Raw genomic sequence first — 23,866 nt, forward strand, 5'->3', positions numbered from 1 at the left:
TATTTTTTCGTTTGTCCAATTACTTTTATCCTTCATGAAAAATTTGAATAACCAATTTTTCAACACAGTCCATATCGATTAGATAGGATCCAAGTTCTAAAAATACCTCCAAAGAGGTATTGTCTTCATGTTAGTTTAATTTTAATATTACAGCTTAATAACCCGGCCCATCCCACATTTTAATTACTTTTAAAACATGAAAACTATGAAACACTTCATTTTCACTATCTTATTCCTGTCCTTTTTTTGGGGGGCTTTCGCTCAAAATTCTTTTGTGGGTATCCAGAACAGTCCCAGAAAAGGAATGCTTCATACCATGATGAATCCTGCTGAAATCAACCATTTACATAGAAAAGTGGAAGTCAACCTTTTTTCCGTCGGTGGATCCCTGAGTAATAATAAACTCAGCTTTATGGACATTATCGATGGAGGTGATATTCTGGATATGGCATTAGAACGTAGAGACGGGCCTGTGAACGTGAGAACAGAAGCTCAGATACTAGGACCATCATTTGGATTTAACGTCAACAAATGGGGATTCGGTTTTACTTCCCAGATAATCATGAAAGCAGATATCACAGATTTAGACACTGATCTCGGCAGAGCTTTAAACCAAAATTTCGTGGAAGGTTCATATCAGGCCAGCTTTAATTCACCCTTTAATCAGAGAATAAATGCATCAGGTAGGATAGAGCTGGGACTCACAGCAGGAAGAGAAATACTGGAATTCCGAAATCATTTATTATCTGCAGGAGGCACAGTTAAATTGCTTATACCTACTGCCTATGTTAATATGGGTATGAATAATATGAGAGGTAGTTTATCAGAATATAATGGTGAGTTTAGGCTATCTAATGCCACAGGGGAGCTTAACCTAAATTACCCTAGGGGCTTTGAAGAAAGTGATTTTATAGAAATGGCCACACGGTATAATTTAGGAAGTATATCAGGTATAGCGTTAGATCTTGGCTTTACTCATCAGCTAAAAAACAATTTTGGTGTACCGGTTTTAAGTTCAGGTCTTTCCCTAAGAAATATAGGCAGCTTAAATTTGGGAGCAAACCAAATCAATCACAATTATAATATCAATATCCCGGCTTCCGAATCCTTCAGAATAGATCTATTAGAGGGAAGTCTAGAAGAAATAGAAGAACAGCTTTTGGCTAGCGGCTACTTTTCAAGAGATATTAGAGGAGGAGACACACGGGTTAGCCTTCCCACCACCCTATCAGTCTATACTGATTTCAGACTAAGCCGTTTTTTTCATATTGGCATTTTTGGTCAACATCGGCTATCAAATCTATATGATAACGGCCATATCATCTCTCAAAACGTTTGGGCCATTACTCCCAGAGTGGTACTGGGTGGTTTTGAATTATATTCTCCATGGGCAAATTATGAAGTTTCGGGCATCACCGGTGGTTTAGGACTAAGATTAGGGGGATTTTTTGTTGGTAGCCAGTCGCTTATCTCTGGATTACTATTGAGCGATGGTATGATGGCAGATGTACAGGTAGGTTTAAGTTTAGGATTTGGTAAAAAATTGATCCCCCAAAAAAATCTTACCCCCAATTTTTAATACAAATAATTTATATCATCCCTATACTGATCATAAATGCAGCTGGGAAAGTCATAATTGTAACCAATGGTAAACATCTAATAAAGTAATTATAAATATCATGTTTTAAAAAAAACTATAAACTAGTCCATGAAGTACTAATTAATAAGAACCGGATGATTTACTCATTTCAGACTTTCTCATCGGCATGCTGTCAATACTATTAAAAATAAGCGTCCAGTCTAATGGCTCTTCTTTCTTTAACTTAACGCCCCCATCTAAACCCAAAAGTACATACATGGTCCCTTTATAACCCATTTTATATTTAGTTTTTAAATGCTGGATGTATGCTGGTGAGAACATTAAGTTATGATTGGACGATACACTATCGCCTATTGCGTAATAGGCAATTTTTCTTTCGTCAATCTGCTTAGTTATACTATCGGTCATTACCAAATGGTCTACGGCATTATCTTGGAAATATAATACTACCCTATACTTCCATTTTAAATCCTCCAACGTTGACTGTGAATCCTGCATAAATAAAATCAAAAATAAAATGTTGTTAACCCATATGTTCATAGTACTATCAACCTCCACAGAGGCCTATTGTTTCTTATCATTCACTCCTGATTACCAGCGTGATTATGAAAAACGTTTATGATCATTAGAGCAACTTTTTATATGGTTTGTACCGTGATTTAATTTTTTGTACAACCTATAAAACTATATAAAGAATAACAAGGCATCACCAATGCACCCTACCCTTATTCCCACAAATCATGATTACATAAAAAGGGCATCCTCTCTAAAAGCTTTAGCTTTTTCTTCCGAGTTGGGATAGCGTATTATTTCTATAATATTTCCATCCGGTTCCCAATTTATTAATCCCATTTGTTTAAACGCTACCAGCCAGTTTTCCATAATCCAAGACCCTCTCTTGGCATAAAAATAGGTAGCATTTGATACTATGGCCTCAAGATGTCCAAGTGGCGGCACATATACCGGATGTTGTTGATGATAAACCTTAGCATTGATCAGCCAAAGTTTCATTCCGGCATCTTTAAGTTTCCACCCAAAATCAGTATCTTCTCCTCCATATCCTAAAAATTTCTCATCAAAACCTCCCACGTTCATAAAGCTTTCACGGCTCATCGCAAAACAAAGGGACCAGAACAAATTAAAATCATTTTCTTGTACTGCTTCTTTATATTGTGGTCGGTGGGGATGGGGAATAGCTATTTCAAGTAAATTATTATACCCCCCATGGATTTTTGGCAGATAATAAGGTGTGCCCATTAAAACCCTGTCATCTTTAAAATAAGTAATCATTTCTTCAAAATAAGACTGGTCTGGTATACAATCTACATCAAGAAAAAAAAGCTTGTCACAGGATGCTTCAGCGGCGCCTTGGTTTCTGGCTTTAGCTATGGGCAATCTTGTAGAATTATGCTCCATATGTACTACGGTTATGGCCATTTCGGAAAATTCACTAAGATCTAATCCCGGTTCATTTATTCCCACCACTATAATTTCTGTGGGATACAGTATGCTTGACTTTATTCCTATTAACTGGTTTCTGAGATGATCAATACGCCCACTGACGGTTATAATTAAACTAAAGGTCATGCTATAAGAGATAAATTAGGCACATTTGCCCATGTTGAAATTGATTTTTTCAGAGAGGAGGGTTGATATTGGAAATGTTCCATCCATACCATCATATTATTAGGCGCATTTTGGTCAATAAATCTATCTACATCGGATATCTTATATCCGGCTAACTTTTCAAAATCCCAGTCAGTTGACCAGTCGATAGCAAGTTTTGAAGAGGTCAAAAATCTATGCATCCCATATTGTTCATCATAAGGCCTATCTTCTGGAATGGCTATAAAAGATCTACCCAAACTCAAAATCTCAGAAGTCAGGTTTAACCCACAGTTAGCTACAACCACACCAGCTGCAGACATTACCATTTGAGGGTCTGGGTGTATACCTTTATAGCATATATTATCTGCATATTGTACTTTAGGTACATTCCCATATATATCCACCATACGGTCCGAAAATCGTGCAGCTATTTTAGGGAGGTAATTTACCAGTCGGCTGTTTCCCCCACTTCCGGTAAAGACACATACAGCATGCTCAGGTCCCGTTATACTATTGGACCTTTCTTTAAATCGACTAAAAAAGCCAGTATAGATAGTTTTTTGTTTGACCCACTGAGGTATTTCTGGACCATCCAGGTCAGCAGGATAATAAGCCAATAAAAAAGTAGCCCCCTGAAAGGCTTGAAGATGTGCAGGATCATTCCTATTGCCCGGAAGTCTAACATAAGCATAAGGAATACTGGCGGCTCTGCACAATGCAGCCATTTCCACACTTACATCGATAATCACTAAACGAATAGAACGATGAAGGATTTCTTTTAAAAAAAGCGCACTCCTTTCCTGAATTGATTTTTGTCCCACTGGTGAGTAATGCAGGTAATCCGGAGGGGGAAAGATACCTGGTTCAGCTGCCGTACCGTCAGGATCTTCTGCAGGCATCTCAATCACCTCTACATTAGGACCAAACTGAAATTTACTACTGGTAAATACCGGCATATTATATGCGGAACATTGTGCAAAAATCTGGGCATAAGTTGCATGCCCACTCCCATGTTGATGTGCGTAATAAGCTAGCATAAATCTTTAATTAATGATCAATGTTTTCGTAACAGCTACCCCTTTATAATATTCTTCGTACCTCCTTACCATCGATTCAATACCACAAAAATTCTCCGCCCTTTCCCTGCATTGTCTACGATCTAAAGACATAGCTGAAATGATGCCAGCGGCAAATGCATCAGTATCAAAAGGAGGAATGATCACCCCACAGGTATCATCTAGAATTTCACTTGCAGCACCTTTGTTCCAGGAAACCACAGGTGTGCCACAGGCCAGTGATTCAGCTAAGGTCAGCCCATATGGCTCATCCCAAGTACTGGTAAACAACATGACCTTGGCCCTTTGCAGCACTTCATTTATTTCTGCCTGTTTTAAATGCCCGATATACCTGACTGCATTGTCATCCAACAGGTGCTTCACTTCCTTATCAAAATACTCAGAATTACTGATAGGACCTGCTATGAGAATTTTTTTACCCGTCATTTTTGCAGCCTCTATAGCCAAATGTGTACCTTTTTCCGGGCAGATCCTGCCATACCAGAAGAGATATTCTTCAGGATGACTGTTATAGGTCCACTCATTCAGGCAAATCCCATTATAGATCACCTGGGCATTTATCAGATGCTTATAAGTTTGGGCAAGAGATCTGCTCACCGTTGTAAAAAACTGACGGGGGGTTTTGATAGCTTTCAGTGCAAAATCAAGTTCAGGAAATACAGGTGTATGAAAAGTAGTGATGAAAGGTACTGCAGATTGTTCTCCAAGTATAATTGGCAGATAATGTAAAGAGTGATTATGTATGATGTCAAAGCCACCTGCCTGCACGTCCATCATCACCCTACTGTAATATGTGGCCGCGGTCTGATCAAAAAGATTTTTGTTCACCTGATCAAACGGAACATGAAAAGCCGGAAGTGCGATATCCATAAAAGTTTTAATCGGTAAATCGGCTGCTGATTCAGGATGCGCGTAGAGCACCACCTCGTGACCAGCAGACTGAAGCTTTTTGACTAAATTATAGGTTATCATCTCTAGCCCACCAGCGTAGGGCTCAGATATAGGGAAATTGGCATGAGCAATGATGGCGATCTTCATCTGTATATAATTGATTTTTAAATGGTCTGATGTAATCTCACAATATAGATATTCATTCCATCTGCGTATGTGACGCTATGGTTATGCTCGATTTCATCGGTTTATATTTTATAATTTAAAGGCTAGAAAGAATCAAATATGGCACTTCTAATTATCAGAGTTTTACTCCATAAACCCTCCTAGTGCTCGATCTTATGTGTTTATAATTTTTACAAAGGCCATAAATCTTACTGTACCGTAAGGCTGGATGAGTTCAGTAAGAGCTCCCATGAAAACTATCAGAAATGTCTATCTCTATGAATAAAGTAATTATTTTGCACCTCATGGTTTTACAGTGTTTAGCTGAGATATATAATTGGTGGTTTTTACAAACTGTAGTGTGATTAAATTTAATCCCATATAATTTATAGAGGCAAATACAATGAACACATATCCCATGATAAGCATACCTTTGACTATCAAACATATGCCCATTAGGGTCATAAGCAGTGCCAAACCTATAGGAAAGACCGTATCTCCTCCTTCAGAAAGAAACTTATTAGTTCTTTTAAACGGTTTTTTCAAACCTATCATACTATCCCACCAACTAAATGTATGGACATCCAGCATACTGATATGAAATAAAAAGGTTTGAAAATGCACCATACTATAAAATCTGGTGGTAAAGCCGAAAAGAAAGAATTTTCCGATCATATAAACACCTATATTGATACTCACCAGATAAAGAATGGAATAAAAGGATTGGATTTTAAAAAATGGAAAAATCATCAGTATGCTTAATAGGGTAAGAAAGGAAAAACCCAGAAAATTAACCCAAGCTGTTAACTGTATACCTATATCTATTTTTTTTCCTATGGAAACTTCCTTCTTAAACATCAGGTTGCGCAAACACTGGATATTTCCAAATGCCCATCTTTCGCGCTGTATACGCATATCCTTGAGGGTATTGGGTAGCATCCCTTTTCCGATAAGAATATCTGCGTAAAAAGTTTTAAGTTGGTGTTCATGAAATTTGATCCCTATTTCAGCATCTTCTGTGATCGAAAATGTCTTCCATCCGCCTACCTGCTGTATGGCTGATATACTGTAAAGTGACAATGTACCTGTAGAAAGCATACTTTCAGATCTATTGCTACCTCTGGCAAATGCTTTGAAATAATGGTTATATTCTTCATTCATCCCACCTATAGTATCCTGACTAGTATAATTTTGGGGGAACTGTACCAAACAGGCATTTTCTCCCTGCGCCACCCCAACAGCCTTATTCAGACTATCAGCGTACAATTGATAATCGGCATCTACCACAAAAGCATATTTGGCTTTAGGGTCTGTTATTTCCAAGCATTTGGTTAGCGCACCAGCTTTGAACCCAGATAGTTTTTCGTAATGCCTGAATTTCACCAAGGCATACTTTTTACAGAATTGCTCTACTGGTTTCCATAATTTTTCATCTGTGGTATTATTATCTAAAACTATTATTTCATAATTAGGATAATCTACTCGTAGACAAGACTGTATGGTCCTGATCACTACCTCTGCGGGCTCGTTATGGGTGGGTATGTGAATAGAAATCATCGGGTAGGCTGTGAGTGTCTTAAAAGTTGGCTTTTTATACCTTCTCAATGCCCACTTTAGTTGATAGCCAATATGCACAACTGTCATGACCACCGAAATACCCAAAATCATAATAATCAAATCCGGTATATAATAAACGCCCAATATAATGGGAAATAGCAATAATAAACTTATCCTGGATTTGATGCCAAAAATAGATTCCATATGACACAGTGTTAGATTTTTAATTCTAAAATAAATATAGTGGCTGACATGGCTGCTTATTCATTTATTCTACATGGTCATATTAACTCCTATTGTTTACTTTGGTTTTAGAATTGGTATAAATTTCTTATTTTATCTTTTTTTTTTATTACTATATATTTAAATGTTTAAATTTATAAGCCTTAGAGCCGCTTCATTGCCAACCTTTTGACTTGCTCATCAGGATCAATTTATCCACTAAAACTATTTTGCTGAAGAAGGGTATAAGGCAATGAACTTTTTATAAGAAAACGGCCGTGCCTTATGAGAGTCATCCTTTTTTTGAGATCATTAACGCCTAATACCTATAGGAAAATTGACTATACTAACATATAATCCGGTAGAAGGTAAAGGTATTAGTTTAACCGAAGGGTAGGAAAACCCTTGCAAGATACTATGCACTAAACCTCTTCTACCTTTACTTTGGATGCTTCGTATTGAATGGATTAATGGGTGCTACCCAGATAAAGTATAGCATATAAAGGATCATGCCCAAAAACAAAAAGCTGAATGGCAGAGCAAAAAGTATAAGCATCTGACTCACCGAACTGAGCAGTTCCTCCTTTCCAACCATTATCAAAGAGCTGGTAAACAGCACCAGTACCACTCCCCAGAAAATACGAAGAGGCTTCCTGGGCTGAGGAGATCCATTATCTGTAAACATGCCCAAAACATAAATAGCGGAATCTATGGAAGTGATTAAGAAAGTGCCAATAAGTATAAATGCAAAAATCTGCGACATTCCACTAAATGGAAGAAAATCAAAAAAATTAAAAATCCCTGTATATATAGAATCAAAAAGAGATTCGGGATGATCTACTCCTTTGAGAATCAAAAAAGCCTCGGAACCGAAAACAGAAAACCAGAAAAAAGTGCCTATAGAAGGAATCAAAAGACTTCCTAATATCATAGACCTTATGGTACGGCCTCTAGATATTCTGGCTATAAAAACTCCCGTAAACGGGGCCCATGCCAACCAAAAAGCCCAATAAAAATAAGTCCATTCAGTGAGAAAAGGCAGGGGTACCTGACTTTTTCCTACATTTAGGCTCATAGGGATGAAATCTCGGAAATAGTAATAAAGCGAATGAACAAACCTTTGTAAGATTAACTGCATATCCCCCTGAAAGAAGCTAAAAAAGAGCAGAAAAAGAGCTAAAGAAATGTTAAAATTGGAAAGCAGCCTTATCCCCCTGCTTACACCCAAATAAGCAGAAAGGGTAGCTATACCCCCTACTAAAACCACGACCAATATGGTATAATAAGCAGGTAAACTTGGAATTCCTATTATATAAGCAAAACCTTCCGTCAACTGTCTACTTCCCAGTCCTACCGCAGCCACCACCCCCAGCAGGGTACTGATGACCGTCACTGTATCTATTGGAGTCACCCATCGAAGCTTTTGGTAAGAATACGGTAAAATGGCAGAACTCAGTATGGTCCCCTTTTTAAGATACAGATTGTAGGCGATGATCAGGCCAAACATACCATAAAATGCCCAAGGTGTCAATCCCCAATGAAAGAATGTATATTGCAGAGCATATACTTCCAGCTCATAACCGGGAGTGCCCGGTGGATGTTGAAAAAAATACACAGGCTCCTGTACCGCACGAAGCAGCAGTCCTGCCCCCATACCGGTACTGTACAGCATGGCTACCCAAGAAAAGAGTGGAAATTCCGGCTTCCCCTCTCCCAATCTGATACCTCCCCATTTAGAAACTGCCAAGATCAGAAGCAAAGCCACTATAAAACAGCCAAGATAAAGGTAGTAATGACCAAAAAGATTTAGGCTTCTCTCTGTATTAAGCTCCAACCAGTTTCTCATATGCGTAGGAAACAATCCGCCTAAAGCCATAAAGATGACGCAAAAGCTTCCGGAAGCTGCCAGAGTAGGGTTTGCACTAAAAGATAGTTTTCGGGAAGTGCTCAAATTAGTTTGTATTGGAATTTAAAAACTTTTCAAAAGATATATGTTTCGCACAGGAAAACCTATACGAAAAATTTTTGTTTTTTAAGAGATTGAATATAACCCCATAAACGGTTTCATATTGTAATAAAAATAGGCAGGAAATTTTCTATCCAATGGACCTTATAAACATTCTCTAAAGAAGAAGTATAATATTTATGCCCCAAGCCCTTCAGTTTACCTATTATTTTCTTAGCGAGATCACCTCATAACGTGGTACCTACTAAATTAAAACATCCGCCATTTTCCACCTACTGTCCTATTTAAAATAGTTTATACTGCTACCTTCCTCCTGCTTACTCTCTGTTCCGCTACAGGCCCACATTTAAAATTAAGATTTCAATGTTTATATTTGACTATCAAAGTGTAATATGAATGTCAGAAAATAACAATTCTATTCCTGTTAAATCATTCCCAAAAGAATTTGGCAGTGGTATAGCTATAGCTAAAATATCCTCGGATCATTTTAGGGTAGAAGAAGAAACCAGACATTCCCATCGCCACGACTATCATTTTTTTGTATTGCAGGTAAAAGGTATATCCCATACAGAAATAGATTTTGAAAAACATTTGATTGACCAACCTTCTATTTTATACCTAACACCTAACCAAGTCCACCGCGCTTTGAAAGTCGAAAAGATAAAAATGTACATTTTGCTGATGAGTCAGGAAAATCTGAATACTGCCTATAAGAATACATTGCAGAGTCTGGCACCGGTTGGGCCTTTATCAGTAAAAGAAGGAGACTTAGCTATTTTAAAACAGACCTTCTCTTTATGTTCAAACCTTTTTGAGAGAACCACTGAGAAATTTCATCATTCTATCTTAAAAGACAGTTGCAATGCCTTGATAGGCATGATCATCTCCCTATATTTAAAACAAATAAGACCATCTGAAAATTTCACACGATACGAAAGGATCGAGTTATCTTTTGTGAAATTATTGGACCAAAATTTTCACCATTTAAAACGTCCTTCTGATTATGCACTTAAAATGCATATTTCGGTATCCTATCTAAATGAATGTATCAAAAAAGTAACAGGTTTTTCGGTTACTCATCATATACAACAACGCATAATACTCGAAGCCAAACGCCTGCTTTATCACTCTGATTTATCAGTAAAAGAAATTGCTTCTGAATTAGGATATGATGATTACCCCTACTTTTCAAGACTTTTTACCAAAATCACAGGTAATACTGCGATGCAATTCCGAAATAAAAACCGCGATTGATCCAATACCTACACTATTTCGTCCTTTCATGAATATACCTGAGTGATGATATTTGCACTTAAATAAAAATCAAAGTTATGCCAAGTGCTCCTAAATGGTTATTTGATACTGTGGACATGTTCCTGTCCAAACTGCCAAGAGTGGAAGTAGTAGATACTGTATATTTATCGAAGTCGATTAAGAAAATACGTTTTCAAGGTGATTTTGATAACCTTAGCTTTCCTGTAGGTGCCTTTATGGACTTTAGGGTGAGTGACACCGAAGCGAGAAGATATACGGTATCTTACGTAGATATTGAGAATGAGATTCTAGAGTTTATAGTTCATTTACATGGCCAAGGAGTTGGATGCATGTATATGGACAATTTAAAAGTTGGTGATATCATCAATCTGAACAAACCCCGAGGGGAGCGAAATTATTATGACAAAACCAAAAAAAAAGTTGTCCTTTTTGGAGACGAGACTTCCTTGGGACTTGCTTGTTCATTTCATCGCGTATTAAAGAAAAATGGGCACCAATTCCAGTTTTATTTTGAAATGGATAATGAAAACAAGGATATATGCTCGTTATTGGGCCTTCAGAATTGCACCATATTCCCCAAAGACGGGAATTTTAGAGACCAAGGATGGGTTAGTCATCTGCCTATAATAACATCGGCTGAATGGCAGGATGCTTACTTTGTACTGACTGGAAATGTCAACGCTGCCAAAACTTTCAAAAAGGTAATAAAACAGCAGACCAATGGCAAGGTATATCTACACGGGTATTGGCTTGAAGGGAAAAAAGGGTTATAATGACCACATCAATCATACCTCACCCTTCCAATGAAGGTTAATTACGTACCATATCTGATAAATGCAATTTTAGAGTGGTTATCAAATAGGTAAGGATAATAAGTTGATTTCCAGAAAATCTGATATTGTAATAAAGTATATCTCTTTCCACTACCCATCTTTAAGTTTTGGTATAAATGTTCATGGATGGGCAGTTCTTTAACCCAGCACTTTTTAAGCAGCTATATTGGGTAAAAACGGCTTATAAATAACTGAATTTATAAACAATTAAATCTATACGTAATCGAATCCCCTATATTTCTATATTCTCCATTAGCACCAAAAAAACGAGTTTTCTACCTGCCGGGGGGTAGTAGAAATTTCTTTTCAATTAAAAATACCGATGGGACTCAAACCAGTCTACGGCTTCTTGTACCGCTTCATCTATTTTACGGGGCGATATTTTAAGCTCATGGTAAGATGCTGAGCCATCATAATAAAGGCAGTGATTAATTATAGAGGCATTGGTGCTGTTCAGCTGGGGGGATTTGCCGGTAACAGCCTTATAAAAAGAACCCAATGCTCCGCCTAATTGAATGGCTGGGGAGGGAATAGGAATGATCAGGTGATTACGGTTAGTAACTTTTGCTATTATTTTAAAAAAACTTTGATATGATTTATTATCGTTAGCCAAAAGGTATCTTTTACCATACACCGGCAATTCCAGCACCTTCTGAATAGCTTCCGCTACATCTCTTACATGTATGAAACTTTTACCTCCTGAAGGAGTAAAGACTATTTTATTACGCAGATAATGAAGGATTGATTGGCCAGAGGATGGCTTGCTGTCGCGGGGACCTATCATGAAGGAAGGATTTACTACCACACACTTGACCACCTGCTGTTCCAATACATATTTTTCGGCGGCAAGTTTACTCTGAACGTATTCGGTATCCAGGCTAAGCGTGGGATCGTTTAAAATAGGGAAAGTATTGGCAGTACTTACCATTACCACTTTCTCCACTCGTGCTTTTCCCGCTGCGGCTATTATATTCATGGTTCCGTGAAGGTTAATCCGGTCATGCTCTTCCCGGCTACTTCCCCACTGTTTGGTATTGGCTGCACAATGGATGATCGCTTGACAACCTTTGGCTGCTTTAAAAATAGAGTTTTTGTCTTCTAAATCACCGAAATGAATGATCGGTGACAAACCTGTCAATCCCCGTGTATCACTAGTCCGGCGAAGTAGCGCGTTCACTTCATATCCCTGACTGAGCATCCATTCCACCACATTGGCACCGAGAAGACCACTGGCTCCGGTTACTAAGACTCTCATATGCTTTGTCTTTCACTTTCAGAAAAAACTTCCTTACTCAGTACCTTATAAATCATAGGCATAGCAAAAATCCTGGGAATGAATTTCAACAACCGAATTATAACTTTATTATAAACTCCAGGAATGATAACCTTGTCACCGGCTAACATTTTGCTCACCCCTATATCAGCTACATCATCTACGGTCAGCCAGGCACCTTTTCCCATGAACCCATGCTTACCTATTCTGGCCTCATTATCTTCAGATGTATTCATAGGCCCAGGGTGCATGACGGCTACGTGTACACCTGTATCTTTTAATTCTTCACCTAAACCTACAGAGAACGAATAGACAAAAGCTTTACTGGCTGGATAGACCATTTTGAATGGCATTGGCTTAAAAGCGGCTATGCTGGATACATTCAAAATAAATGAATGCTCTTGTGCTTTTAGAGCGGGCAGAAAATACCTGGTCAATAAAGTCAAGGCCCTCACGTTGACCAATAGCATGGTATCTATAAGTGATATAGAGGTCTGCTCAAACAAGGCACTTCCTCCCAGACCTGCATTGTTTACCAAGCCTGCTATCTGTACTTTTTGATTTAATACCCAATCGGCAAATTCTTTTATATTTTCCCCCTTACACAAGTCAGTTTCAAAATGAAGGATTTTGACACCATATTCATTGGCCAGCATTCTGCTATAATTCGCCAGTCCTTCTCCCGGAAGAGAAAGCAAGATTAAGTTGCATCCCTCCAAGGCAAATCTCTTTGCCAATGCCTTACCCAACCCTAAACTTGCTCCAGTGATAATTATATATTTGTTAGAATAATTTTTATACTTCATGTTTTTAAAAATGGATACTATTTATAATCAAAAATGTCAATACATTTTTTTCGTTTTAATTAATAAGTGCTTTGTACGTTATATTCATCTATTTTTTCGAAAGTTTTTTCTACGCCATTTCTTATGGTAGCTCTTAGCCTTTCTTCCCTTCTGGGCAAAATTTTCTCAACGATCCCTACCCAGACAGCCTCATCCCTATGGACATCTATTAAATGTAGCGTGGCTGTTCCATGCCTATAACGACCCGTTTCTACCGTTTCGCTGCGCCAGGCATACCTTCTCTGCCCAATGTAGGTAAATGTCCCTGGATCAGTCACTAACCCAGTCTGTCTGGTCTGCGTCCTTTCTTCGACCTGAACGCCTAGATTAATCTTTAGTTCAGGGCTAACTGTATCTCTTCTCACGCCCCGTTCCTCCATACGCTGTACTATTTCATCTTTTATAAGGCTTATGCTCATGTTGTCTTCGCTACTAAAAACACCATCCGTCCGGGTTTCGACAAAATCATAACTTTGATAATGGTTTAGGCTGAATTTTCGGTTATCATCTTCTACCACCGTAACAGAAGTAGTCCTACAACCTGTACCTAAGGCAATCACCACCATTAATAAGGATGTCTTTAGTATTTTCATATCAAGGGGGATAAAACTCATTAAAATAATGAGTGAAAACTCACATAAAACGTGCCCTTTCTCACTTATAAAAGCGCTTATTAACGATACTAAATAGAAACTCGCCAAAAACGTAAGAGTTCAAAAAAATTAATTTGTGCCTCGGATGGTACTGAGCGTCGATCTGACGCGCTGTACAACCCGAGGACTTAAGTTCTTTATATTAAGCATTTATTACATAAATACCTTCAAAGCTGATATATTTGGAGATGTAAACATATGAATTAATAAATTAACCCGCAAACGTTTTCTTAAAAATATATGTAAGTATTATGTTAATAAATATAATTATTTGAAGCAAAAAAATTTTTGAAAGCCAAGTGCATTATTTAAGGTTTGATAATGAAACACTTGTCCTGTTAATACGTGAATTAAATAATTTTGGACCCAGCTAAAAAATACTTATACTAGACGAATAATGACTTATTGGAGAAATAAATTACTTTACCAACCCCATTAAACGACGCCTTTTATAGATTACTTTTAAATAAAATAGTAAATCTCCATCATTTACTTCATATGGAAATGAATAGGGTTAAAAATAACTATAAACTTACAGCGACCGGGCTGAGCAATATACTGCCTTGACATAGGCATTTCAAAGTGGACCAAAGTTGAATACATCTCCAACCATCACCACACGATAAGCAACTGTATAATATTATTTTTAATGCTTAAATCAGCTTACCCTTTACTAGCAATATAGGATATAAGGCTCAAAAAGCCGGTCCGAATATCATAATTAGAAAACAATAAGCTTACTATTCCCTGGCAAAGGTAATGGCTCTTACGTTATCGATCAGTATCAATCCATGTTAATGCGATGTGCTTTTTTTCATTTCCCATACTCTACCCAACATGCAATAATCTTTGTAAAAGGTATTATCTTAGGCACACTAATAGGATAATTATATTGAGAAGAAATAAATATCACCCCTATGCGATTACCTTACACTCTAACAGTTTATTTACTTCTACTTTTATGTGGCTGTAATAAGAATCCTGGAAAAGCTATAGATGGATTATCAAACCAGCTACCTATGGCTATAAATTTTTTCACGGAAGAAGGAATCCAATATGGAGAGCCGTACCTCCTTACCTACCAAGGAAAAACCTTTTTATCATTTAGAGAAACAGAAAATAACACTCACCGGCTCAGGTATACCATATTGCAGGAAGACGGATGGGCATCTCCAGTCACTATTGCTACAGGTAATAATTGGTTTGTAAACTGGGCAGACTATCCCCAACTGGTGGCACTACCTAAAGGCAATATGCTTTCTTTTTATTTAGAAAAAAGTGGCCCATCTACCTTTTCCTATGACATCATGGTGACCACTTCTACTGAAGGCATGAATTGGGATGAAGCCAAAATATTACATGACGACGCCAAAAAAGTAGAGCATGGTTTTGTTTCCCTGCAACCTTACGATGAAAATGTTTTTATAGCATGGCTTGACGGAAGAAACACTGCCGAAGAAACCCATCACGGTCACACGCAAGTACATGGAGAACATGGTCCTATGTCTCTAAGAGGTGCGATTACAGATATCAAGGGCAACAAGTTACATGAATGGGAACTAGACCAAAGGGTGTGTGACTGCTGTCAGACTACATCTGCAATAACAGATAACGGACCAATAGTGGTATATAGAGGCAGATCAATTACCGAAATAAGGAATATCAACATCATCAGGCTGGTCAATGGTCAATGGACCAAGCCAAAACCAATTTACGACGACAATTGGATGATAAAAGGATGCCCGGTCAATGGGCCGAGGGCTGCTGCAACAGGAAATCATCTAGCCATTGCTTGGTTTACAGAAGCCCAGGGCAAAGCAGAAGTTAAAGTTATATTCTCAGAAGACGGCGGCGCCACATTTGGACATCCTATCCTGATCAATGAAGGTCATACCATAGGAAGAGTAGACATCGCCATGCTCGATACAGATATGGCTGTAGTAACCTGGATGGAAGGCCCGCTCATTTTAGCCAGGAAGGTGAAGAAGGACCATTCTTTAGGACCTGTTATTACTGTAGCGAAATCATCTGACAATAGATCAAGTGGCTTTCCCCAACTTACGGTAAACAACGGTCATCTTATATTAGCTTGGACTGACAGTAATGAAGCTTACCCCCAGATCAAAACAGCTATTTTGAAAGATTTCTAAAAAAATCCCAAACTTAAAACCTGACTCTCTTTTATAGGACTAAATCATTTTTTTATAAAACAATCTATAGCTTTATTGTATTTATTGTTTATATTGATTATATTAATTTAATCATTAAAGTCATTCATTTTAATTTAAATTGGGTATGGGAAAGCGCTACAAAATGATATTGCCAACATTTATCTTGTTATTATTTTCCAGCCCCATATTTGCGCATCAGGACACTTTACTTTTTGATACATGTATACTCCACTCACCGGAATTGGTACAGGATTTTTACAAGTCCAGAAATTATGAACCTGCATGGACTAAAGAAGGTAAATTTTCGGTAAAAGCATATTCATTTATACACATCCTTAGCAATGCGCACTACTATGGCCTACAAGCAAAGCATTACCACTTATTAGAGTTGATGGAATTAAAAGAAAAACAAGTTTTAGGTTCTCACGCCTGGGAAATAGAATCCCTACTGACCGACAGCTTTTTTACCTTTGCCCATCACTTAAGAGCTGGACAAATGGATAATGAAAAATTAACCATCAAAAAAGCCGGGAAGACACGTATGGACATATCCATATTGGATCAGGCACTCAATAGTCCTTCCATAAAGAACGTACTTGATAACCAAGAGCCCAGCCATGTCCAGTATCATCACTTAAAAGCTAAGCTTCATGAAATATTAAACAATAAAAATACGCTTTGGTCTACAATAGGCAGTGAAGCCCTCAAAACAGAAATCCAGACAATAGCTTTAAACATGGAACGCTGGAGATGGGAAAGTAAAGATTTTGGAGACAGGCATATTTTGATAAACATTCCATCTTATATGATGGAAGTATGGGAGGATGGAAAAATGATATTGGCATCTAAAACCATAGTGGGGTCAGCCCGTATGCAAACCCCTATATTGGATAGCCAAATCGAAAAATTCATCATCCATCCCACCCTGGTTTCAGAAGAAATTTTTTCATCTGAACTTTTGCCCATCCTTACCAAAGACCCTACCTACCTATCCAGGAATGGTTATGATGTCATGGATGATGGTAAATCAATTGATGCTTCCAACATAATATGGGAAAACTACAAATACGAACCATTCCCCTATACCATCAGTAAGCAAGATGTGAATCATAAACTTATGGGTAGGTTAAGATTTGAAATGGATAGCGTCACTTTACTTCACGATTCTGAAGCTAAACATCTTTTTATCCGCAACTTCAGAGCCTTAACCGGTGGATGTGTTATAATAGACAAAGCTGAACAACTCGTATTCCATCTCGTTAAAAACGATAACAATGTACATCTTTCCCAGCTCCAAGAATTGTTTGACTCCAAATCATCTTATACTGAGGTAGAAGTCATGCAACCCATCCAAATATACACCAGGTATTTTACTGCTGACGGCAATCAAATATTTACAGATATATATGGGAAGGATCTACCTTTATTAACCTTTTTTGATGATATGGTCGATTGGGATAAAGGCAATTACAATCTTCAACGAATAAGATAATTACAGAATAGGCCTAGCCTCCACACCTGTAAAAGTCATCTTTACAGGTTTAATCTTTCCATTATCGTCAAATTCCAACTTATCTATACAGGTGACCCGATGATTATGATGGGTTTCTTCAAGAGGTCTTCTATGGTAAACAATGTAATACTCGTCCGCCCCAGGAACCTTCATAACTGAATGATGTCCTGCACCCGTAGCTATTTCAGGATCTTGAGCCAAAATAGTTCCTTCCCTTTCAAATGGTCCAAACGGGCTGTCTGATATGGCATAAGCCACCCGGTAATGTGGCCCTCCCCATCCTCCTTCTGACCACATAAAATAATATTTTCCATCTCTGATAAACATAAATGGACCTTCGACATAATCCTTGGGAGTAACTTCTTTATAAAGAGTGCCATCACTGAAAGGCTCCAAGGCTGTAAAATCCTGATTAAGCTTTACCATATTGCAATGGCCCCAGCCACCATAATACATGTAATGTGATCCATCATCGTCTCTAAATACAAACTGGTCGATAGGCTGCGCACCATTGACTATCTCATTAATGAGAGGCTTGCCCAATACATCCCGGTATGGACCTTGAGGTTCGTCTGCTACTGAAACGCCAATTCCGCCGATTTGCCCCTCGTGCACATCGTTAGCCCCAAAAAACAAATAATATTTGCCCTTATTTTCGATAACCGAAGGTGCCCACATGGCACTATCTGCCCAAGCCACTTCTGCTGTATCAATAACCCTTTCATGCTTTGTCCAGTTTATCAGATCGGGAGATGAGAACGCATCCATAAACACCTGCTTATGATATGCATCTGAATAAGTTGGAAAAATCCAGTAATTGTTGCCATAAACTATTCCCTCAGGATCAGCATACCAGCCATCTATTACTGGATTTCCGGCATATTGATTAGATTCTGATGGGCAATTGGAAGAAATAAGCCCTGCAGAAAGCAATAGAAGTAGGATGCGTATTTTCATAATATCTTTTACTAATATATATTTTTTTTAAACTCTAAGAATGCTAATATACCAATAGGCGACTTAAAAATACAGCGATTTTACTTATAGTTAAAGACCAAAGCAAAAATATATGTCCAAACAATGGCACAATCATATTTTGATCTCTAATAACATGATGGGTTAATTTATTAATATCAATAATAACGTCAAGCAGGTGTATTCGTGTAGGTTTACAGGACGAGGTATAGGGATATATTTGTCCCAATGCCCAGCTTAGAATCAATGATCAACTGGTTTGCCTCAGATCCTTTGAGAAGCTGTACCCTTTCCCGTACTAGTTTGATGCCTTTGGATTCCCGAAATTTGTTTACCCTGGCTGGATTGATTCCCATACCATTGTCTTTAACCATACAATGTAGTTTTCCTTCACCATCTTGAGAGAAAATTAGATGTAGCTGAGGATCGGTGTGATGTGAGTCAAAAGCATGTACAAATACATTTTCTATAAAAGGCTGTATTAGCATCGGGGGCAAAAACGTAAATTTCTGATCTATGCTGCTGTCCACTTCTAAACAGAAAGCAACTCTATTCTCTATACGGCTATTCTCTATAGACACATAGGACTGGAGATAAGATATTTCTTCATAGAGTGAGATCCGCTGTTTGGAACTCAGGTCGAGGGTAGTTCGGATCAGTTTAGAAAATTTGCCCAGATAAGCCACGGCTTTTGCTGTATCATTTTTCAGGATATAATACTGAACAGAATTTATGGCATTAAAAGTAAAGTGTGGATTCATCTGGCTGCAAAGCGCCTCGAGTTTTATTTCAGCCAGCCTTCTCTCAATATCAGCTTTCTTTTTCTCCCTATTTTTAAGCAACCTTATTCTATAAATATATAAGGCCCATATATTAATCAAAAACAATACTATTAAAGTGATGATAAACCATGACCTGAGAAACATCGGAGGGTGTATGGTGAAATCTATCAAAGGATAAATGCCGGCTACACCTGTATGTCTGTCATACGCCTCTACCTCCAAGGCATACGTGCCATAGGGAAGGTATGGCAGTTCAATCCTAGTTTCCTGACGGTAAGAGCTCCACTCAGCATCCGGGTGAAGCCTATACCTATATGCCAACTTTTCGGGAAAAGGATGTCCTACAGATTTAAATGCTATCAGCAAAGTGTTTTGGTCATAGGGAAGTTCCAAAGATGGACCTTCATAGGCAAACCAAGAATAATCTAAGGCAGAGGAAGGCTGATGATTGATGTTTACTTCCGTTAGCGCTAACCGTACAGAGTATTCTTTGATATCCAGAAGTTCATTCAGCTTAATAATATAATACCCTTTACTGGTACCTAAATATAAATCATCTCCCATTACCTTGGCAGAGGTAAACAGCCTGTTAAGCAAACCCTGTTCCTGATCCACAAACCTTATTTGACCATCATTATAGACCGTAAGCCCCCTTTCCGTTCCAATTATCAGATTTTCCTTATAAGATTCTAAAAATAAAATATTGTTACCTATTATTTCTGAACGGTCAATTTTTTGGACTATTTTAAAACTCGGTTCCAATGCCGCCATATATACTTCCCCAAATTCAGAGGCTATAATCAATTGGCCCTTCTCGGTATAATGCAGCCGCTTAAGCTTTTCTTCCATCCACATATTATCTCGGAGCATGGAGGTAAACTCCCCTTTATCATATTTATATAGGCCATGGAAAACGGATGAAAAGTAAAGTGCATGGTCGGCACGCCCTATTTTAGAAAGCTGAACAGGTGTGTGAGGATCCTGATCACTATATGTCGTAAATTTCATGGCTGATACGTCATCAAATATCCTGACGCCTCCATACGGGTTGGATTCTAGAAGTTTCCCTTCCGGTGTGAAGCCCATACAATAACTATGGACGGGAAGGTAATTTAAAATTGCACCTTTGTCGTTGAATTCATAGATACCAATATTGGTATTGACCCAAAAATGGTCACCCTGAGCATGCAGCTCATAAAATTCCATATCACTGGACACTATATTAAAATCCAGTTCAAAAAAACCATCTTCATGTTTAGGAAGTACATTTTGATGTCTTTTTACATAATTATCTTTTGAATCAGTAAACGTTTTTTGATTTATGTTGAATAAAGCTCCTGATTTTTTATTTACCAATGTTATGCCCATATGATGCAGAATAACCTGGAAATTGGCATTTTCTTCAAATGCCAGCACGGCCCGATCTTCAAATGGATAATATAATATACTCGGATCCAATCTAATACTATAGAGCCCCAGGTCATTCGAACCTGCATATAAAACATTCCTTTCTTTATCGTATGCCACTGCCAATATCTTTTTAGAACTTACGCCAAAAGCTTGATCCATATTTACCATATTGTCATTTTCTATTTTATATATACCCCCATCTTTGGTATATATGCCCCACGCCCCTACATATAAGGTCTTATTTTTATCTTTGACATAACTCCAATTTATAGAATGCCCCATTTTATCACCGTGAATGGCTTTAGAAGCAAAATCATGAAGAGAGAATCTATCCGTATTACCTTTATTGCTGGAAAATATCGTATCCCCAAACTGACCAATGGAATAAATCAAATGATGCGAATGGATTTTTTCAATTATAGGGACAGGCTGCTGATCCATATAAATAATCCTATATGTACCATTACCGAAAGTGGTATAATGAAGTGTATCCCCTTGGACAAAAAATCCAGATATAAAATTCTGTAGATGGTCTGACTGACTCTCCGGAACGTTTACAATCTGTAATGTTCTTATGTCAATTACAGAAAGTCCGTTTGAGGTACCCACATATATTTTGTCCTGGTGACTAAATAGATGGTGAATCCTATCATTAATCAAACCGTCCTTTTGGGATAGGACCTCAAATTTCTCTCCGTCAAACATGGTGACACCACCTCCGTAACTTCCAAACCACATATGCCCTATCTCGTCTTCTGCTATGGCCCAGCAACTGTTAAAAGCCAATCCGTCAGATTCGTTGAAGTTGGTAAAATGCCCATTTTCCATCACCGAAAGTCCATTTTCAGTCCCTATCCATAACAGCCCCCTGGAATCAACTAATAAAGAGCGTATAGCATTATTGGGCAGACCTTCCAGAGTAGTGAAATGTTTGGAGGGATACTGCTGACCTTTTAAAGATAAAAAATTACCGTAAATCAGGATAAAAAATAAAAAACACCTAATAAAATTCATTCAGCAGTTTAGCTTTTTTCCTTATAGAAACTGAGAGCTTTTCTCCATTCTTAAGAATCAGAAAACAATTCTTTTTATCGTATCGGGCAATAAATTTGATGTTTACAACTATAGAATCATGTATCCTATGGAATTGTTTTGCAGGAAGCCTTTCATGTACTGTCTTCAATAATTTAGACACCAGTAACTGGGATTCATCTTTAAAATAAATTTTGGTATAGTTATTATCTGCCTTGCAATAGACAATATCATCATGATGGACAAATTCCATCCCTTCATCTGTAGAAAAAACCTGCATGCCATGGGATTCCAAATTATTGATGAGTAAGTCAAGTTTTTTATTGACGCTGCCGGAAGCTAACCGCTCCTCGTATCTACCTATAGTGGCAATGAGATCTTCAGGGTCTATAGGCTTTAAAAGATATCCCAGGGCATTGCGGTTTATGGCCTGTATGGCATAGCTATCATATGCAGTTGTAAATATCACCTCAAAATCAACGTTTTTTATTTGATTAAATAAGGAAAACCCGTTTTTTTGAGGCATTTGAATATCCAAAAAAATAAGATCAGGCCCGTGCTGTATGATCTGTGATATGCCTTCATCCACGCCGTTACACTTTGCCAATACATCAAATTTGTGGGGAAAATATTGCTGCAAGATCATCTCTAAAGCATCTTGAGCATGGCTCTCGTCATCTATTATAATCACTTTTATCATACAACCGGAAAAAATAGGGTCTATCATTTTGAAAACTACATCCAAAGTAGACATTTCCCGCTAAAGTCAAAATTTATTAAAAGCTTCCTTGGATATGCGATCGCTCAATCACTAAAAAATAATAAAATCATACCAATATTTGATTATATTATTTAAACCCCTTAATAAACCGGCTTTGACAATCAAAGATAAAATAGCCGTATTACGAGAGATAAATTTTCATTAATAATTTTTAAGGCATGATAAAAATCAGGGATTGACCACAACACCCAGATCTAAAAAGGGATTTCATTTTAAAATAAATTATAGCACTAGTAAATAAGATCCTTTGGCAAAAAAGGCAAAACACAATTGATTTGGATGTTGATTTAAAAATTTAATTGATATTGATAAACCTATAAATCACATCTAATACTCCCTCATTTTTTATTTTTTTACCTCTATTAGTTTATTTTTAAATAATTTTATAGAATTTTGAACAAAAAAAATTGAAATTATGATATAAATCATTAATATTATGTTTGAAATCAATATTAAGTTTAATTTTATTTACGTAACTTAGTTAAATGATCACTGCTGTAAGAAAAATCGACTCAAAGAAAAGATTGCTCGAAACCTGCATTAAAAATCTCCATTCATACACTCAATGTGTAAAAGACAAAATGATGGATGCCATGCAAAAGGATCGTATAGCAAAAAAAGATTCAGGAAGTGGCGCATCGCTCCTATCGGCAGCGGTGGCGCATTTGGAGATCCAAGCATTGGAGCAGGATCTGGATTATGCGGTTAAGGAAATGAGGGTATTGAAATACCTTCTTAAGACCCACCAAGAAAAACATGAAAAAGCAGGCTTGGGAGCCATAGTGGTAACGCATAGAAATACATTTTTTGTTTGTAGCGATCTTCAGAGACTGGACATGGAGGGAGAAAAATATATTGCCATTTCCAACCAATGCCCTTTATTTAAAAGCATGCGAAGTAAGAAAAAAGGTGAAAAATTCACGCATAAGGACCTTACATACCACATTTTAGATATTTACTAGATAGGCCCTAGTCAAAATAAACCCATTCCTATCCGAAAGAATAAAGGCGCATGTAAATGGTGCCTTTTTCTTTTTTATATGGCTTCATCAACCAATATAATTCAGGCAGCACAAAAGACGCACTTAATATACCAGGTATTGAATGTTTATTACTACCATAAGCCCAGCCATGATTGTTATTCATATTGATTCATCCTATATATATGAACATAAGAAGTACCAAAAAACATAGGACCACGCCTGCCTCCTCCCATTCACTCTTTTTTGAAGGTTAAA

18 protein-coding genes are annotated in these 23,866 nt (G+C 37.5%); 6 read left to right on the forward strand and 12 right to left on the reverse strand.

Annotation, left to right across the window (positions count from 1 at the left end; translation table 11 throughout):
• The first annotated feature begins 205 nt into the window (after positions 1-205).
• Positions 206-1,579 carry a DUF5723 family protein gene (locus EL17_RS03355; RefSeq protein ID WP_164674935.1) on the forward strand — a complete coding sequence of 458 codons (1,374 nt, stop codon included), beginning with the start codon at positions 206-208 and terminating at the stop codon, positions 1,577-1,579.
• A 141-nt stretch (positions 1,580-1,720) separates the two neighbouring features.
• Here EL17_RS03355 and EL17_RS03360 read toward each other — a convergent pair whose 3' ends face one another.
• The 6 genes from EL17_RS03360 to EL17_RS03385 form a co-directional block, all read right to left on the reverse strand.
• Positions 1,721-2,098 carry a DUF4174 domain-containing protein gene (locus tag EL17_RS03360; RefSeq protein ID WP_051719786.1) on the reverse strand — a complete coding sequence of 126 codons (378 nt, stop codon included), beginning with the start codon at positions 2,096-2,098 and terminating at the stop codon, positions 1,721-1,723.
• A gap of 246 nt (positions 2,099-2,344) precedes the next feature.
• Positions 2,345-3,187 carry a glycosyltransferase family 2 protein gene (locus tag EL17_RS03365; RefSeq protein ID WP_035070084.1) on the reverse strand — a complete coding sequence of 281 codons (843 nt, stop codon included), beginning with the start codon at positions 3,185-3,187 and terminating at the stop codon, positions 2,345-2,347.
• Positions 3,184-4,245 (reverse strand): hypothetical protein, encoded by a 1,062-nt coding sequence (locus tag EL17_RS03370; protein WP_164674936.1) that lies wholly within the window; start codon positions 4,243-4,245, stop codon positions 3,184-3,186. Before EL17_RS03370 ends, EL17_RS03365 begins: the two co-directional genes overlap by 4 nt.
• A gap of 6 nt (positions 4,246-4,251) precedes the next feature.
• Complete coding sequence (locus EL17_RS03375; protein WP_035070091.1) at positions 4,252-5,322, reverse strand: glycosyltransferase family 4 protein; 1,071 nt, start codon at positions 5,320-5,322, stop codon at positions 4,252-4,254.
• A 321-nt stretch (positions 5,323-5,643) separates the two neighbouring features.
• Complete coding sequence (locus tag EL17_RS03380; protein ID WP_035070093.1) at positions 5,644-7,101, reverse strand: glycosyltransferase; 1,458 nt, start codon at positions 7,099-7,101, stop codon at positions 5,644-5,646.
• A 457-nt stretch (positions 7,102-7,558) separates the two neighbouring features.
• Positions 7,559-9,070, reverse strand: coding sequence for a BCCT family transporter (locus EL17_RS03385; protein ID WP_051719787.1), 1,512 nt, complete (start codon positions 9,068-9,070; stop codon positions 7,559-7,561).
• Between the two features lie 411 nt (positions 9,071-9,481).
• On the opposite strand from EL17_RS03385, the gene EL17_RS03390 reads away from it, so the two are divergent.
• Positions 9,482-10,339, forward strand: coding sequence for an AraC family transcriptional regulator (locus tag EL17_RS03390; protein ID WP_035070095.1), 858 nt, complete (start codon positions 9,482-9,484; stop codon positions 10,337-10,339).
• 77 nt (positions 10,340-10,416) lie between these two features.
• The gene (locus EL17_RS03395) at positions 10,417-11,133 is read left to right on the forward strand and encodes an FAD-binding oxidoreductase (protein WP_035070097.1); all 717 of its coding nucleotides are present in this window, start codon (positions 10,417-10,419) and stop codon (positions 11,131-11,133) included.
• A gap of 370 nt (positions 11,134-11,503) precedes the next feature.
• Here EL17_RS03395 and EL17_RS03400 read toward each other — a convergent pair whose 3' ends face one another.
• Genes EL17_RS03400 through EL17_RS22505 form a run of 3 tightly spaced genes read right to left on the reverse strand, consistent with a single transcriptional unit; the run spans position 11,504 to position 13,904 of the window.
• The gene (locus tag EL17_RS03400; protein ID WP_035070099.1) at positions 11,504-12,448 is read right to left on the reverse strand and encodes an NAD-dependent epimerase/dehydratase family protein; all 945 of its coding nucleotides are present in this window, start codon (positions 12,446-12,448) and stop codon (positions 11,504-11,506) included.
• Positions 12,445-13,272: an SDR family NAD(P)-dependent oxidoreductase gene (locus EL17_RS03405; protein WP_035070101.1), complete on the reverse strand. Its 828-nt coding sequence runs from the start codon at positions 13,270-13,272 to the stop codon at positions 12,445-12,447. The genes EL17_RS03400 and EL17_RS03405 overlap by 4 nt, the downstream gene beginning before the upstream one ends.
• Positions 13,273-13,331: 59 nt before the next feature.
• The gene (locus EL17_RS22505) at positions 13,332-13,904 is read right to left on the reverse strand and encodes a DUF4136 domain-containing protein (protein ID WP_164674937.1); all 573 of its coding nucleotides are present in this window, start codon (positions 13,902-13,904) and stop codon (positions 13,332-13,334) included.
• 1,079 nt (positions 13,905-14,983) lie between these two features.
• Here EL17_RS22505 and EL17_RS03415 point away from each other — a divergent pair.
• Positions 14,984-16,114 (forward strand): exo-alpha-sialidase, encoded by a 1,131-nt coding sequence (locus EL17_RS03415; RefSeq protein WP_164674938.1) that lies wholly within the window; start codon positions 14,984-14,986, stop codon positions 16,112-16,114.
• A gap of 145 nt (positions 16,115-16,259) precedes the next feature.
• Positions 16,260-17,627, forward strand: coding sequence for a L,D-transpeptidase scaffold domain-containing protein (locus EL17_RS03420; RefSeq protein WP_035070103.1), 1,368 nt, complete (start codon positions 16,260-16,262; stop codon positions 17,625-17,627).
• Here EL17_RS03420 and EL17_RS03425 read toward each other — a convergent pair whose 3' ends face one another.
• The 3 genes from EL17_RS03425 to EL17_RS03435 all read right to left on the reverse strand — a co-directional run bounded on the left by EL17_RS03425 (position 17,628) and on the right by EL17_RS03435 (position 22,547).
• Positions 17,628-18,605 (reverse strand): glycoside hydrolase family 43 protein, encoded by a 978-nt coding sequence (locus EL17_RS03425; protein WP_035070105.1) that lies wholly within the window; start codon positions 18,603-18,605, stop codon positions 17,628-17,630.
• Between the two features lie 212 nt (positions 18,606-18,817).
• The gene (locus EL17_RS03430) at positions 18,818-21,829 is read right to left on the reverse strand and encodes a histidine kinase (protein WP_035070107.1); all 3,012 of its coding nucleotides are present in this window, start codon (positions 21,827-21,829) and stop codon (positions 18,818-18,820) included.
• Positions 21,816-22,547, reverse strand: a complete 732-nt coding sequence (locus tag EL17_RS03435) for a LytR/AlgR family response regulator transcription factor (protein ID WP_035070231.1) — start codon at positions 22,545-22,547, stop codon at positions 21,816-21,818. Before EL17_RS03435 ends, EL17_RS03430 begins: the two co-directional genes overlap by 14 nt.
• Positions 22,548-23,221: 674 nt before the next feature.
• Between EL17_RS03435 and EL17_RS03440 the strand changes: the two genes are divergently transcribed.
• Complete coding sequence (locus tag EL17_RS03440; RefSeq protein WP_164674939.1) at positions 23,222-23,590, forward strand: hypothetical protein; 369 nt, start codon at positions 23,222-23,224, stop codon at positions 23,588-23,590.
• Positions 23,591-23,866: the final 276 nt, after the last annotated feature.

Origin of the sequence: Anditalea andensis, assembly GCF_000714815.1 — a bacterium.
Lineage (GTDB): Bacteria > Bacteroidota > Bacteroidia > Cytophagales > Cyclobacteriaceae > Anditalea > Anditalea andensis.

Bases quoted from the DNA above. Each gene is read 5' to 3' on its own strand.
- EL17_RS03375 (WP_035070091.1), bottom strand. From the start codon at position 5,322: ATGAAGATCGCCATCATTGCTCATGCCAATTTCCCTATATCTGAGCCC.
- EL17_RS03370 (WP_164674936.1), bottom strand. From the start codon at position 4,245: ATGCTAGCTTATTACGCACATCAACATGGGAGTGGGCATGCAACTTAT.
- EL17_RS03390 (WP_035070095.1), top strand. From the start codon at position 9,482: ATGTCAGAAAATAACAATTCTATTCCTGTTAAATCATTCCCAAAAGAA.
- EL17_RS03360 (WP_051719786.1), bottom strand. From the start codon at position 2,098: ATGCAGGATTCACAGTCAACGTTGGAGGATTTAAAATGGAAGTATAGG.
- EL17_RS03425 (WP_035070105.1), bottom strand. From the start codon at position 18,605: ATGAAAATACGCATCCTACTTCTATTGCTTTCTGCAGGGCTTATTTCT.
- EL17_RS03380 (WP_035070093.1), bottom strand. From the start codon at position 7,101: ATGGAATCTATTTTTGGCATCAAATCCAGGATAAGTTTATTATTGCTA.
- EL17_RS22505 (WP_164674937.1), bottom strand. From the start codon at position 13,904: ATGAAAATACTAAAGACATCCTTATTAATGGTGGTGATTGCCTTAGGT.
- EL17_RS03420 (WP_035070103.1), top strand. From the start codon at position 16,260: ATGGGAAAGCGCTACAAAATGATATTGCCAACATTTATCTTGTTATTA.
- EL17_RS03435 (WP_035070231.1), bottom strand. From the start codon at position 22,547: ATGATAAAAGTGATTATAATAGATGACGAGAGCCATGCTCAAGATGCT.
- EL17_RS03405 (WP_035070101.1), bottom strand. From the start codon at position 13,272: ATGAAGTATAAAAATTATTCTAACAAATATATAATTATCACTGGAGCA.
- EL17_RS03415 (WP_164674938.1), top strand. From the start codon at position 14,984: ATGGCTATAAATTTTTTCACGGAAGAAGGAATCCAATATGGAGAGCCG.
- EL17_RS03440 (WP_164674939.1), top strand. From the start codon at position 23,222: ATGCAAAAGGATCGTATAGCAAAAAAAGATTCAGGAAGTGGCGCATCG.
- EL17_RS03430 (WP_035070107.1), bottom strand. From the start codon at position 21,829: ATGAATTTTATTAGGTGTTTTTTATTTTTTATCCTGATTTACGGTAAT.
- EL17_RS03395 (WP_035070097.1), top strand. From the start codon at position 10,417: ATGCCAAGTGCTCCTAAATGGTTATTTGATACTGTGGACATGTTCCTG.
- EL17_RS03355 (WP_164674935.1), top strand. From the start codon at position 206: ATGAAACACTTCATTTTCACTATCTTATTCCTGTCCTTTTTTTGGGGG.
- EL17_RS03365 (WP_035070084.1), bottom strand. From the start codon at position 3,187: ATGACCTTTAGTTTAATTATAACCGTCAGTGGGCGTATTGATCATCTC.
- EL17_RS03400 (WP_035070099.1), bottom strand. From the start codon at position 12,448: ATGAGAGTCTTAGTAACCGGAGCCAGTGGTCTTCTCGGTGCCAATGTG.